This is a genomic window from Virgibacillus sp. NKC19-3, from assembly GCF_019837165.1.
GTDB classification, from domain to species: domain Bacteria; phylum Bacillota; class Bacilli; order Bacillales; family Amphibacillaceae; genus Virgibacillus_L; species Virgibacillus_L saliphilus.
Window position 1 is genome coordinate 3,649,100 of record NZ_JAGYHC010000001.1, and the last position, 13,998, is coordinate 3,663,097.

Genomic DNA, 13,998 nt, shown 5'->3' on the forward strand with positions numbered 1-13,998 from the left:
TGACATTCGTATATGATCTTCTTAAGTGATTTTATAAAATACCTCCTTCAATCGCAAAAATTGGTGGAGTTAGCCGGTGGGTCCTTTGTTTTTCTTCTTGCTTCCTTTCTGATAATAAACGTTAATAATGCAGAGTTGATAATTTGTCACGGGACATATTCCTTTATCGAAGGTGTTAAATTGGTAATGATGGCAAGCAAATGTAATCTTTACAACCTTCTCCGTTGATTCATAGTCATTTTCCTGTTCTTGTCTAATAATAAAGTTCTTCTATACAACTCCTAAATCCATCATTTTATGAGTGCAATTTCTTTTTTATGGACAAATAGTATACGGTTACTTGAATAATTGGGAAAAGCATTAATATGACGACTGGATAGGCAGCAAAATAATCAGAAATAAACGGCTGAAACAACATACATGCAGCAAGAAATGGAAATACAATCGCCATTGCAATATAAGAATTACGAGAAGCCCTTGCGGTCAGTGCTTTTTCCCGCTCATCCCTTTCTCTGAATTCAGATGGAAAAAGAAGAGCTTCTTTCCATCCCTGTTTATCTTTGATTTGTTTACGCGTGAATACAATCCCGGCTGGTATCGCAACGATTAAAAAGAGAATAATAGAGACATTTAACGTAAACACAAATTCATCGGTATTTGAACCATCAATGGTAGCTTTAATATCCATCACAGCCTCATAAAATGCTACCATCGCCCATCCAAATAAGCCTAACACTGTAACAATCACTAAATAATTTCTTAAATTCACTGCTGATCCCCTCCTTTGAATTGAAATACTTCTTCAACAGTCATTTGAAACGCATGGCAAATGTTCATCGCTAAGAGAAGAGAAGGAATATAATCCCCCTTTTCTAATGCAGCAATGGTTTGTCTCGTTACTCCTACTTTTGACGCGAGATCTTGTTGTGTCCATTGAAAACGCGCACGTAATTCCCTAATTCGATTGGATATTTGCAAATTAATCTCCTTCATTTCTTTGGTTAAACTTATATATATAATATAACCTAACATAATGTTAAGTCAAGTTAACATTATGTTAGGTTTATTATTGGTTTCATGACATGCAAAAAGACGCATTCCAATATTTCAGAAAACGTGTCTGTTCGTTGGTGAAAACATTATTAGCTATTTGAATTCTATTTTCTCAATATCCGGTTCTCTTCCATTTTCATTGAGAAGGACATTAGCCTCTTTATCATTTTTCCATTCCACAGATATATTATCAGGATTAGGTAGCACATTCAGTTTATTAATGTATCTATTTCCATATTTAATTTTAAGAGTTGGATCAGGAAATTCAGCTACTTTATAAAATTCAATTTTGTTCTCCCCATTAGGAGACTGATTAACCATTATCTTCGTTTCTTCAGGAGTAAATATATGGTCTAAAAAAATCCATGCACTCAGTAAAACAACCAAGGATGGCTAAAATTTTAGTTTTCTGTGCAGTCATTCTGGTCTTATGAGGGGCATTGGTATTCATTTGACTTCCATTCCTTTTCCAACTTTATTGCCTCTATATTTCACTGAATGGCAGCTTATCTTTCTGTTCTTGCACCGATCGTTTATTCCTTCTCTGTTGATTCTAATCGTTTTCGCTCCAATGCTAATCTTTCCTGTTCCAATTTCAACTCTTGCTCCTTCAATTTAAAGTTTTTGTTTGTAGAATATATAATCATAATAAGACTTACTACCACCACAATAACAATTAGCCAAATAATGATTTCCAAAGTAACTCACTCTCCTTTTCTAATCAATTATCACCCGATCGAAGGCAACGATTACTTGGGATATATTATAATAGAGCGTCTGTAATTGGACAATATGTATCACGTATTCGCCACTTAAGTCATTGTCATTGGAATCATAAACTACCATTTTATATAAGATGTTTCTATTATTTTATCCGCAACTTCCTCTGGAGAGCTGCCATTTGTGTAAACAATATATTTGGCTAAGAGCCTATTAGACTTGTTTTTAACAAAGTGCTCATTTAGCTTATACACATCATTGTTAGTGGTCACATCTTTTAGCCTTTTGTTTAAGACATTGATAGATTCCCTTTCATTTGGACTTGGCAACAATAGAAATACATTTTCGTAGTCATTGAGGATATTCTTGACATTCGTGAATAAACTTTGGTCTTCATAAACAGAATGCCCAGCACCAAAATCGTGGATACCATTCGGATAATCTTCCAATATCCTTTTAACTGCGTGCGCTTCAAACGGCTTCCAATATGCATACATAGCCATATAACCATCATTTTTACGTATTTCATTTTGCTTTTCTATGCTAAAACCTATTTCTTTATAGTAATCAAAACGCTGATCATCCATCGGCCGTTGAGGAATCCCGGTTTGAGTTGAAATCTCCTCAGCCACTGTACTTTTACCAGCACAAATTGGTCCGATTAAAATAATAGTAGAAGACATCTGAATCCCTCCGATATCCATTTATCATCTCCATGTTAAACACTGACAAACCTTTTGATGTAAACAGTGGAAAACAATTACTGGAAGAACATGCTTTTTACAATCTGATAAACAGCAATACCAACGGCAACACCCGAAGTAGTAACCAGCCATTTCGGCAATGTTCGTTTGTGTTCTATATTCATTTAGAACTCCCTTTCCATGTGGTTTTTTATGTATATAAACCCGCATAAAACGTTGGGATTTTGACGCCCACCTTGAGAATATACGATTATGGTATATCCATATGATAGGATGAATATTTCATCATTTAAGGCCTTTCTAATGAAAAAAATCATCATGAGGTCTGGGATGGCTTTTCCTATTTCGAGCCGCAAAAAAACAGACGGCCGTCTCTATAAGGCGACCTTCTGTTTTCTTAAAAACGATAGTATTTATCTAAACCTCTGATCCACAACGCCAGTAATTTTTTCCGTGACGAGGGATGTATCTTTAGGCACCTCTTCATCTGCTTCTTCATATTCCGATGCTCTTTCAACAAGATTGGCATCATATCCAAGCTGCTCTGCCATACCACTCATAAATTCGTAAAAGCTTTTATTTGTAGAAGGCCCTGTATTATAAATACCTGTATTATCTTGTTGCGCGAATTTCACAACAACATTAGCTAAATCTTCCACATGGACAAAGGTCCGAATTAAATCATCGCGAAAGGCAATCGGCTTACCTGAACGTAAATGATAAGCCAATTCATCTGTCAACTCATCCCATTTGCCAATTTGATTTTCCCCATAAATAGGGCCTGATCTTAGTATTACAAAGTTTGTTAATTCATTGTTAATAAATCGCTCTGCCTTTACCTTTGCATTTGTATAATTACTATAAATATGATCATCAGGCAATGTACTTAAGGGGTCGTGTTCCGCGTACGGTCCTTTTCCCTCACTATAAACGAAGTCGGACGAAATATAAATCAACTTCGTAGCTGGAGTGATGTGTGTTATTAAATGCAATAGGCCTTGATCGGTTAACTCGTGTTCGTTTGGTCCATTCATAACAGACCAGATGACAACATCCGGATTTTCCTTTTTAAAGAAATCGGAGAAAGATTCCGGTTCATTAATGTCCAGTTTATACAACTCGTCATATTCAGGTTCCGTTTCCAGATACGTTCCAATGACTTCCATATCAGACTGATGTTCAAGTAATTTATAGACAGATGTTCCTACATAACCACTAGCTCCAAATACGATTATTTTCATTATGAACACCTTCCTTCTCCCTAAGCATTAAGCTTTTGTTTGTGCCGATTTCTTATTTGTCTTCCCAATGTGCGCATTTTTAATCACAGTGGCCTTTCCTTCCATGAGCGGCTGCGTTATTCCAAGAATCGGTTTACTTGATAAAACAAGCACAAGTACAGCGGAGATAATGCCAAGCCCTATTACATCGAGTGCATTACTAATTTTAAATACATCTGCCTCCCGGAAAAATTGAATGAAAAACCCGTGCAGCAAATAGACATATAGTGTTCGTGATCCAATAGGGGTAAACCACATTTTTGAACGGGGGACCCAAGACAGAATACTAATAACCATGAGTGTTGCGATCATATAAACCCCGAGACGAGCCAACCCGCCATAAACAGGTAATCCCAAATCAGCATAGGAGGTGGATCCAAGCAACCAGTCCGTATTAATAGCAGGAAGGTAATATACCGCTACAGCAAGTGTTGCCATGATAAAAACGGATGCTATTTTTACCCCCTTTTGTTTCACCTGCATGATCTGTTTTTCGGTAATGAAATAGCCTATTAGGAAAAATGGAAAGAAGACAAATGTGCGTGATAAACTAAACGTGTGTCCAATGTCTCCAAAATAGCCTACAATTAATCCGAGCTGAACGGCAATCATCACGCTTAATCCAGCCGGTATTTTTTTAAACCAATATAAGAGCATATGCCAGCAAAACAAGCTAATTAAGAACCACAGAGCCCACTGTGGATAAAATAGAGTCGATTGCCAATCTGCCTTTCCAATAAAGAAATAGTATCCCGTATATAGCAATTGAAAAATGATATACGGCATGATTAATTTCTTTGCTAATTGAATGATATAATCTTTATTCCCTAAACCTTTTGCAAAAAAACCTGCCAACAAAATAAAGGCGGGCATATGGAACGTGTAAATCCACGTATAGAGTGTATTTATTCCCCTTGACTCATCGATAAAAGGCTGAATCATATGGCCAAAGACAACAAGGAAAATCAAAAATATCCGCGCGTTATCAAAAAATGGGTTCCTTTTCATTTACTTCTCATCCCTTTACGTTCATCTAATGGTGTACCCCCATTCTACCCGTTTTTAGTGAAAAATACGTGCGATTTGCCTTGTTTTTATAGACTTGTAAGGGGATTGTAAATGGAATGAAAAAATATGGGCAGTTTTGTAAAAGGATTGCTGGGATTGAAACCGGCTTTGAATAACGATCCCGATTGGACCTTCTACTCTCCCGTTTTCAAATTATACTCTCCCGATTCTAGCTTCTGCTCTCCCGAATTCGAAATGCTCTCTCCCGATTCCAGCTTCTGCTCTCCCGAATTCGAAATGCTCTCTCCCGATTCCAGCTTCTGCTTTCCCGAATTCGAAATGCTCTCTCCCGATTTGGCTGTTTGCTCTCCCGATTCCTGGATTTCCTCAAATGATAACTTGTTTTATGTCGCCTTTTTCTTCTTTTTGGTTGCCGTTGTCTTTTTCTTGGGTTGTTTTGGTTTCGGCTTATCTTTTTTCGCTTTATCCAGCGAGGCTTCCAGTGCCCCCATTAAATCAGTAACGTTATCCGGAGTTTGCTTTCCTTTGTCGTCAGCTGTGGTTGTTGCTTCTTCATTATTTTTCTTTTCCTCGATTAATTCCAATAACGCCGTTCGGTAATTGTCCTTGTATTTTTCCGGGTCGAATTCGGTTGTTAACTGGTCGATGAGCATTTTTGCTGTATCCAGTTCTTTCTGCGCTGTTGTTACCTCATCAGGGACATTCGGGACATCTCCTACGTCGCGTACTTCATCCGGGTAATGGATCGTTTCAACTACCAATGTATTTTCATACACGCGTATTACTGCCAACTGCTCTTTTGATCGGATCATCATTTTTGCAATACCAATTTTCCCGGTGTCCTTCAGGGAATTGCGCAATAATCCATAAGCATTACCCCCACCTTCGTTCGGTGACAGGTAATAGCTTTTTTCAAAGTAGATTGGGTCAATCTCTTCCAACTTTACGAAGTCAACAATTTCAACTGCTTTATCCTTTTGTTCCTTTTGTAATTCCTTCAATTCCTCGTCGTCTAAAATCACAAATTTATTTTTGGCATATTCATATGCTTTCACAATATCGTCGCTTCCTACTTCCTTATCACAATTCGGGCAGACTTTCTCGTATTTAATCGGTGTTTCGCATTCTTTGTGCAATTGCCGTAATTTGACATCCTTGTTTTCCGTAGCGGCATGCATTTTCACAGGGATATTGACAAGCCCAAAGCTGATCGAACCCTTCCACATCGTATGCATGGAATAAAACCTCCTTTTTTCTATTAGTTTGGCTTTATGGAACATTTTTATCCTACAGCGGGTTTATTTTGGTGAAATTGAGCCATGATACATCAAGAAGGGAGCTGTTTTTAGTGGATATGATGAAACCGATAGTAAGCGCTGAAAAACCAATCGGCAACGAATGGTTATATGAGGTTAAGTATGATGGTTTTCGCTGTGTTTTGCATTGGAACCTCCCTGAAACCGGTAATAGAAATATTTATCTTACAAGTAAAAATAATACAGATTTAACGGCTAATTTTCCGGAGATTGTAGCATTTTGCCAGGAACACGAGGCGCTCGTTAAACCTTTTCTTCCACTCCAATTGGACGGGGAATTAGTAGTTTTAAATCATGCTTTTCAAGCAGACTTTTCCTCGATTCAGAAAAGAGGGCGGTTAAAAAATAATTCCTCCATTCAACGCGCAGCAGCATCGAGACCAGCCAGCTTATTGGTATTCGATCTAGTACAATACAGGGGAACAGACTGCACGAAGAAATCTATTCAACATCGAAAAGCACTGCTTGCTGACATTTATGCCGTAATGGGAAGGAATAATCGGGTTGATTTTATCCAAACTTATGATAATCCGGATGAATTAGGTACCATCATTTTTGACTATAAAGCAGAAGGGATGATTGCGAAGCGGAAAAATAGTGTCTATCATTCCGGAAAAGATCATAATGACTGGTTCAAGATAAAAAATTGGCGAAAGGTTTTTGGATTTCTGACCCATTATAACCCGGAGAATGATTATTTCACCGTAAGTATTTATGACAATGATGTTGAAAGACAAATAGGAAAATGCAAGCACGGGCTAGGTGATGAATCCGTTCAAGCCTTACAGCAGATTTTTACAACCAAGGGAGAAAACGTACATAATGGCTACAGGCTCCCGCCAGCTATTTGTGCCGCTATTCATACCCTTGATTTGTACAAAGAAGAACTACGCGAACCGGAATTTGATAAATTATTACCGAATATGAAAGCGACGGATTGTACGATGGAAAGATTGGAACTCGATATGGCAATGCTTCCGTCAACTATCAACCTCACAAATACAGATAAACTTTTTTGGCCGGATGTAGGTCTGACAAAAGGAGATTTGCTTATTTACATACGAGAAATTGCGCCATATATGCTCCCCTTTCTCAACGGGCGTACACTGACTGTGATTCGTTCCCCTGATGGGGTGTGTGAGGAGCACTTCTTTCAGAAACATTTGCCGGATTATGCGCCTTCTTTTGTGGACAGTGTTGAGGTAGATGGGCAGAATCGTATCGTATGTAATAATCTGGAGGCTCTAGTGTGGTTCGCCAATCATGGCACAGTGGAATATCATATTCCATTCCAGATGACTCAACATGAAGAGCCTAGCGAAATCGCCTTTGACTTGGATCCACCTGATAAAGACAGATTTGATTTGGCCATTCAAGCGGCCAAGATTATAAAGCCACTGCTTGATGATTTGGATCTCATTTCTTTTGTTAAAACATCCGGAAACAAGGGGTTGCAAATTCATATTCCAATCCCTACCGGAAGGATGACCTATGAGGAGACTGCTATATTCACAGAGGCAATTGCCCGAACAGTTGAAAATGCTTATCCCGATTTGTTTACAACCGAACGGATGAAGAAAAATAGACATGGCCGCCTGTATATTGATTACCTTCAGCATGGAAGAGATAAAACGCTAATAGCCCCCTATTCTCCCAGGAAAACAAACCTGGCAACGATTGCCACTCCGCTGTTTTGGGAAGAGGTAAAAGATGGACTGGACCCAGGTCAATTCACGATTTCCAACGCGATTAAGCGTATCAAAACATTGGGATGTCCTTTTGCTTCGTATTTTGATGTTGCCAGAAAACAGTATTTAGATAGCGTATTAGACCTTGTACGAGGAGATTGAAGAATAGCCGCTCCTAGTCAATCAGGAGCGACTATGCTGCTTACAATGAAACATTTTCTTCTATTCACGCATCAATCTTCTTCCAACGTTACGTCTCTCAAAAACGGAAAACTGCTTGGATATTGATAAAACCCATCTACTTCATCCTGCAGTCCTGCCAGAAGGACGGAATGATAAATTGGCACAATTGGAGCCTCGTCAATAATAATTTGTTGTGCCTCTCTATACAAATCAAGCCTTTCATCTTCATCAATCGTTTGTCTCGCCTGCTCCAGCAAATCATCTACTTCATCATTACTGAAAAATGATCGGTTCCCGGGCGCACCAGCATTTTCCGAATGAAACATTGGATACAGTCCATAATCGGCATCCAGTGTCACCGTTCCCCAGCTTCCAACAAACATATCGGTTTCCCCATCGGCGGTTCGGTCCAGGTAGGCCCCTTTTTCCATCATTTCTACTTCCAGGTTAATACCTATTTCACTTAATTGTGCCTGCACGACTTCTGCTATATCTGAAGTCGTCCGGTCATTGGTAGCAATGGTTGCCGTAAACCCATCTCCATATCCGGCTTCATCAAGCAGCTGTTTCGCCTCATCCAAATCATACTCTAGTGGGGTTAATTCGTCGCTATGACCAAAAACGGTTGGCGCAAGCGGACCTTCAGCCGGCAAAGCAACACCATCGGTTACTCCATCGATGATGAGCTCATTATCAATTGCCATCGCTATTGCACGGCGGATACGAGGATCATCAAAAGGCTCCTGTTCCGTATTCATCCCCACATAGGTCAAGTTTGAGCTTTCCGATTGTTTGACATGAGTGCCTTCGTTGCCATCGATTTGTGCGATATCATCTGCATTTACCGGATAATTAATATCGGCTTCTCCTGTTTCAAGCTCTGCAATTCGCGTCAAATCCTCCGGCACCACTTTAAATGTAACCGAATCTACCTTGGCCTCTTCTCCCCAATAATCCTCATTTTTCACCAGGGTAATATTTTCTCCGTGGGATCGGTCTTCATATTTAAAATAACCGGTACCGACTGGATTTTCATTTACCGATGTGAAAGGCTCTTCCCCATTTTCAACGGCTTCATAATCAGCTTCTATGGATTCGAGAGTAATGATATGTCCTCCAGGATGAGCCAGATGAAGAGGTAGTGCAGAAAATGGATATGCTGTCGTTATCTCCACCGTATATTCATCCGTTACCTCTACAGTATCAATCATGTCATAAAGAAATGCCAGTGGAGATCCAATATCCGGATCCATGACACGATCCAAATTTGCTTTTACCACTTCGGCATTCAATTCGGAGCCATCATGAAAGGTCACACCTTCTCTAATTTGAGCTTCCCAAACCGTATCTTCAATTTGCTCGAAGCTCTCCGCTAAAGCAGGTTGCAACTCCAGGTCTGTATCCAAAGCGACCAATGTATCATACATAGCGTTCATGACGTACAATGAATTTCCGTCATTTGCCGCGTGTGGATCAAGCGAAACGGGATCAGATGCCAAATCCACGACTAAATCTCCTCCCTCTGCTTCTGTTTCATTTTCATTAGTGCCCTCTTCATTTGTTGTATCAGGCTCTTCGGCACATGCCGTTACGATAAGTAATGCCATAAAAAGCATTGATATGACTTTGTACTTTCTCATGGATATCCTCCTTATTATTCTATGTCGGCTAACATTACCTTTACTTTTTCCTAAAAATAGCATTTGTGACGTCCCTTTTCAGAACTGTCAGCTATAAAGGGCGAAAAAAGCCATACGTATCCCGTTGAATGAAATTTGCGTTTTAAATTTTTTATTATGGTCACGCAAAATGAGCTAATACAGCAGAGATAGTATTGAATGCGTTTTTAACGCACGACAAAAATGCCCTTTATATATAACGATGCTGGCTGATTTCAATGTTATGTAATAATCAGACTGAAACATGCTTTACGACATCCCTTCCCCCCTTATCAATTGAATCGTTGTCTTATGACCCATTATATGCAAATTATCATGTATAGTTCATGCATATAATTCCGATAAGATTAGTAAGACTAAGCCAAAACTAAAATACAATGATCTAGTGAAAGTGTCAAGGAAATGATTTCCTACCAAGCGTCATGTGCAAAGGGAATTCATTCAAGGAAGTTGGCATATGACATTATACGGGGCCTCCATATAATAAACTTTCCACCTGAATAAATTCCCTCTATTGAAACTTATGACCAAACCTTAGAAGAAAAAGCTTATACTTGAGTTTCTGGATCCTCTTCTCCTTGATCTATTTCTAATGCACCTTCCACAGCTGTTGCGAAAAAAGTTCCTCCCGATACGTCTTTGACATTATGAACAACGACGAATGCTTCTGCATCAATTTCCCGCACTAGTCGTTTTAATGTTAAAAGCCGATGAGAACGAACAACGACATATAACGCTTGCCTTTCTTCTCCGGTATACGTGCCCGAACCGTGAAAATACGTAGCACTGGAGCCCATTTCTTTTGTAATTTTCTTGGCGATCGCTTTGCTTTTTGGAGAAATGATATTCACAGCTTTCTTTGCATCAAAGCCTCCCAGCAGATAGTCACTGGCTACTTTACCAGTGAACAAAGCAATAATCGTGTACATGGTATATAAAGGCCCGATAACCAATACACCGGCCACAACGATGATGGCATCCATAATGAACGTCGATGTCACAATGTTCCAGCCAAAACTCTGATGGCATATTCTTGCTATGATGGACGTTCCTCCAATAGAGCTTCCTGCCTGAATGATTAAACCAAACCCCAACCCCATAACTAAACCTGCAAAGATGGCTGCAACAAGCGGGTCATCAATTGGCTGACCTAAATTCTCCGTTAGATAAATAAATAAGGACAAGAGCGGAACGTTGATCATGGTTTTGTAAACCATATGACGTGGCAAATATTTAAAACTTATGCCTAACAATGCAATAAAACTAATAAATGTAACGATTCCGGGTGAAAAGCCAAACGCATAGAAAAGCAGTAAGGAAATACCCAAGATACCTCCATCTGCAATAGAGTTTGGCATTGCCAATAAAGTTGTAGAAACAGCGCATAAAAGTGTCCCGGTTATAATAAAAGCCATTTGTTTCATTTGGTACCACCTCGTATTTCTTGATCGTTCGATTATATCATTTTATATTCAAAATGAAACTCCAAGTGATATTATTGTTAGATGCGAGATAAGATATTGCATTAGGGGGAATTAAAAAGTGAGACTGATATGACAAAAACAAACAGCAATGATGCGATTGCTAAAAAGGCTATAGGCAGGCTTCATTCTTACAATTGTGTTTTCGGTCTGTTTTGGGAACGTTGCGTGTACGAGGATTGAAACACGCTGATAAAGTGGAGAACTACAGCAATAAGGAGAAGTTGAAAAATGATAACAATTGAGGTTTAGCTTCCCATTAACGTATGTGCATCATCATAAATGATAACTTTAAAGCATTATCCTGCTTGATAATGGTGTGGAAAAATAAAGTGACTATGATCCAATCTAACCATACAGGTAAATAAAGATGAAAATGAGGGGTTGAAGTTATCGCTCCCTCCCCTGGTTAAACCTAGACACGTTAACAATAACTACTATTGACTAAAAGATTTCAATTCAGCATCGCGAGGACCCCTAGCTCCTATCCTATATTCGGTTGAAGTTCCATCTCGACATTTCCCTGAATCGCCCTTGAAATCATACAATTTTTCTCTGCTTTTTCAACAAGTTTCCCGAGTTGTTTATAATCTGCTTCCTGCGTGTCTTCCGTTAGGGACACAGTTGGCTTATGAATGATTTTCTTGTAAGTGAATACGCCATTTGTCACATCAACAATGCCTTCCGATTCAAGCGCCATCTCTTTCAGTGGTAAGTCAGCCCGTTCGATCATAGCTGCCAGCGTAATAATATAACAAGTGGCTGCTGCTCCTAACAGCATTTCATCCGGGTTCGTGCCGATGCCGGGGCCACCCATTTCCGTTGGAATGGAGATTTTTGTCTGCAAATTGCCTGCATCGATATAGCCCTCACTATTTCTCCCACCAGGCCATGCTGCTTTTAAATGGAAATGTTCTTCCGCCATAAGATCACCTCTGGTTTATTTTAATGTTATCACATTTACAACGCTTGTTGTGTCAATCATCGACTATAAAAATAGACCCACCTAAAATTATTAGCCGCGGCGAGGTCTATTCCTTATGTGCGCTGACCCTTGAAGGAAAGCGATTCATTGCTGGCCAAAGATATAGCCGTATCTTCGGTTTTTATATTCTATGTCTGATCTCTGTTTCAATGTATATGGTACCACAAGAAAGAGATTTACAAACCAAAGGAGTGTCTTACTCCCAGCTCACCTCTCTGATCTCCATTCGCGCCTTAAAAATGACGTTGTGATCATTTTCATTAATGCCCTCAATATGAACGACTCCTGCGTCTGTGCCTGAGAGCCCCTTTTTTAACATAATGGTCTCCCCTGGCAATGCCTCTTGATTAAAGTTCACTTCCATGGCTTTTACCTCATGGGTTTTATGATCTTCCAACGGAAAACAGTCCAGTATGTAATCCACATATTTGGAATTGTTCAAATGACCATTAAAATCAATATCACTGTAGCCAATGACTTTGTGATACGCTGTTTCTAAGCCTTGGGGACTCTTTAGTTTTTTTAGTTTATAATCAATGGCCCGCTCTTTCATGACAGATGGATATTGGAGCGAGATATGGGAAGCTCGTTTGACTTTTCTCTCCACTAGATCCATAACCACCCAGACAGAGACTGCTCGAATAATCGGGATTCCCTTCTGATCACGAACAACAAAATCACGTTCGAATTCTATTTTTCCAGGTTCCTGCGGCCATGTTTCTATCGTTATGTCTTCATTCCATTCCGGCATTCGGGTGATTTCTACCCGTATCCGCATCAGAATCCATGCAACGCCATAATCATTCGCTAAATCATCGATCCCTGCGCCAAGATTTGCAGAAGAAAGACTGGCCACTCCCTGAAAATGACTAAATAATGTACTAAGCCTTAATTTCTTTTTAAAATCGACATCGCGCAAATCAATTGGATAATGCTGCTTATATAATATGTTCTTTTGCATAGCTATAGCTCCTTATTCCTTGTTCCCCTTTCATTCTATCATACTACCCCAGCAGATTAGAATTCCAAACCTATGAAGTGCATCACGAATCTATGCTTGAAGAACACATAAGTCGTACCGCCATCTTCATTGGTGGATGGCGGTACTAATCGTCATCAAACATTTTTGATCTTTTCCATTTGCTCTAGCTTTGCTTAGGGTTTCGAAACGGACAAAGGTTACTTGGCAGGTAAACCAAGAGCTTTGGCTATCCCATCCGCATGTCCTTGTGCTATTTCTTCTAAAAAGGCGTCATTTTTCAGCTTGTCCGCATCTTCTGCATTATCGATAAACCCATTTTCCGTTAAGATGGCTGGTGAACTCGATTCGCGCAAGACATGTAAATCGGATTCTTTTGCCCCGCGGTCCGTAAATCCTGTTTGTTCCACAATTTCATTATGAATTGTGTTTCTTATGGCATCGGTTCTTTCCTTATTGTCATTATCATAGTTTCCATTCCATATGTAAGATTCATAGCCTGTAGCCTCACCTGCATTGATATGTATGGAAACAAAAAAGTTAGCTCCCCAATTATTGGCCTCATTCGTTCTCGCATCTAATGATTTGGTAACATCGGACGTCCGGGAAAGTTGAATGGTGTGACCGCTATACTGTTCATTTAACATGTCTCTGGTTTTCAATGCGATATCCAACGTTATATCCTTTTCTTGTAATCCGTTCGCTGATGCTCCTGTGTCAGATCCCCCATGTCCCGGATCGATAAAAATACGAGTATTTGCTGCTGCTTCTACTGTATGCTGAGGAATAGTCATACCTGCTAGGGCAATTCCCAAAATGACAGAAACAAACAGAAACCCCTTTATACTTCGCTTTACTTGTTTTGAAAAGATAACGTTCTCCTCCTTCTATATAATTATTC

General features: G+C 39.5%; 14 protein-coding genes. 1 reads left to right on the forward strand and 13 read right to left on the reverse strand.

Going from position 1 to position 13,998, the window contains the following annotated elements:
* Window positions 1-295 precede the first annotated feature (295 nt).
* The 8 genes from KFZ56_RS17350 to ku form a co-directional block, all read right to left on the reverse strand.
* Window positions 296-769: a hypothetical protein gene (locus KFZ56_RS17350; RefSeq protein WP_222643336.1), complete on the reverse strand. Its 474-nt coding sequence runs from the start codon at window positions 767-769 to the stop codon at window positions 296-298.
* Window positions 766-993, reverse strand: a complete 228-nt coding sequence (locus KFZ56_RS17355) for a helix-turn-helix transcriptional regulator (protein WP_222643337.1) — start codon at window positions 991-993, stop codon at window positions 766-768. Before KFZ56_RS17355 ends, KFZ56_RS17350 begins: the two co-directional genes overlap by 4 nt.
* A 153-nt stretch (window positions 994-1,146) precedes the next feature.
* The gene (locus tag KFZ56_RS17360) at window positions 1,147-1,374 is read right to left on the reverse strand and encodes a hypothetical protein (protein ID WP_222643338.1); all 228 of its coding nucleotides are present in this window, start codon (window positions 1,372-1,374) and stop codon (window positions 1,147-1,149) included.
* 212 nt (window positions 1,375-1,586) lie between these two features.
* A complete protein-coding gene (locus KFZ56_RS17365) occupies window positions 1,587-1,751 on the reverse strand; it encodes a hypothetical protein (RefSeq protein WP_222643340.1) in 165 nt (54 codons plus the stop codon).
* A 141-nt stretch (window positions 1,752-1,892) separates the two neighbouring features.
* Window positions 1,893-2,456, reverse strand: coding sequence for a nucleoside/nucleotide kinase family protein (locus tag KFZ56_RS17370; protein ID WP_222643342.1), 564 nt, complete (start codon window positions 2,454-2,456; stop codon window positions 1,893-1,895).
* A gap of 434 nt (window positions 2,457-2,890) precedes the next feature.
* Window positions 2,891-3,718 carry a sugar nucleotide-binding protein gene (locus KFZ56_RS17375; protein WP_222643343.1) on the reverse strand — a complete coding sequence of 276 codons (828 nt, stop codon included), beginning with the start codon at window positions 3,716-3,718 and terminating at the stop codon, window positions 2,891-2,893.
* 27 nt (window positions 3,719-3,745) lie between these two features.
* Entirely contained in the window at window positions 3,746-4,765 is a 1,020-nt protein-coding gene (locus KFZ56_RS17380; protein WP_222643344.1) for an acyltransferase family protein, read from the reverse strand.
* Window positions 4,766-5,169: 404 nt separating this feature from the next.
* Window positions 5,170-6,021, reverse strand: a complete 852-nt coding sequence (gene ku / locus KFZ56_RS17385; RefSeq protein WP_222643345.1) for a non-homologous end joining protein Ku — start codon at window positions 6,019-6,021, stop codon at window positions 5,170-5,172.
* Window positions 6,022-6,140: 119 nt separating this feature from the next.
* Here ku and KFZ56_RS17390 point away from each other — a divergent pair, with 119 nt between their 5' ends.
* Window positions 6,141-7,952, forward strand: coding sequence for a DNA ligase D (locus KFZ56_RS17390; RefSeq protein ID WP_309228357.1), 1,812 nt, complete (start codon window positions 6,141-6,143; stop codon window positions 7,950-7,952).
* Between the two features lie 71 nt (window positions 7,953-8,023).
* Here KFZ56_RS17390 and KFZ56_RS17395 read toward each other — a convergent pair whose 3' ends face one another.
* The 5 genes from KFZ56_RS17395 to KFZ56_RS17415 form a co-directional block, all read right to left on the reverse strand.
* Window positions 8,024-9,613, reverse strand: a complete 1,590-nt coding sequence (locus KFZ56_RS17395; protein ID WP_222643347.1) for a glutathione ABC transporter substrate-binding protein — start codon at window positions 9,611-9,613, stop codon at window positions 8,024-8,026.
* Between the two features lie 587 nt (window positions 9,614-10,200).
* The gene (locus tag KFZ56_RS17400) at window positions 10,201-11,076 is read right to left on the reverse strand and encodes a YitT family protein (RefSeq protein ID WP_222643348.1); all 876 of its coding nucleotides are present in this window, start codon (window positions 11,074-11,076) and stop codon (window positions 10,201-10,203) included.
* 541 nt (window positions 11,077-11,617) lie between these two features.
* Complete coding sequence (locus tag KFZ56_RS17405) at window positions 11,618-12,058, reverse strand: OsmC family protein (RefSeq protein WP_222643349.1); 441 nt, start codon at window positions 12,056-12,058, stop codon at window positions 11,618-11,620.
* A 256-nt stretch (window positions 12,059-12,314) separates the two neighbouring features.
* The gene (locus KFZ56_RS17410) at window positions 12,315-13,079 is read right to left on the reverse strand and encodes an acyl-[acyl-carrier-protein] thioesterase (protein ID WP_222643351.1); all 765 of its coding nucleotides are present in this window, start codon (window positions 13,077-13,079) and stop codon (window positions 12,315-12,317) included.
* A 218-nt stretch (window positions 13,080-13,297) separates the two neighbouring features.
* The gene (locus KFZ56_RS17415) at window positions 13,298-13,891 is read right to left on the reverse strand and encodes an N-acetylmuramoyl-L-alanine amidase family protein (RefSeq protein ID WP_222643352.1); all 594 of its coding nucleotides are present in this window, start codon (window positions 13,889-13,891) and stop codon (window positions 13,298-13,300) included.
* Window positions 13,892-13,998: the final 107 nt, after the last annotated feature.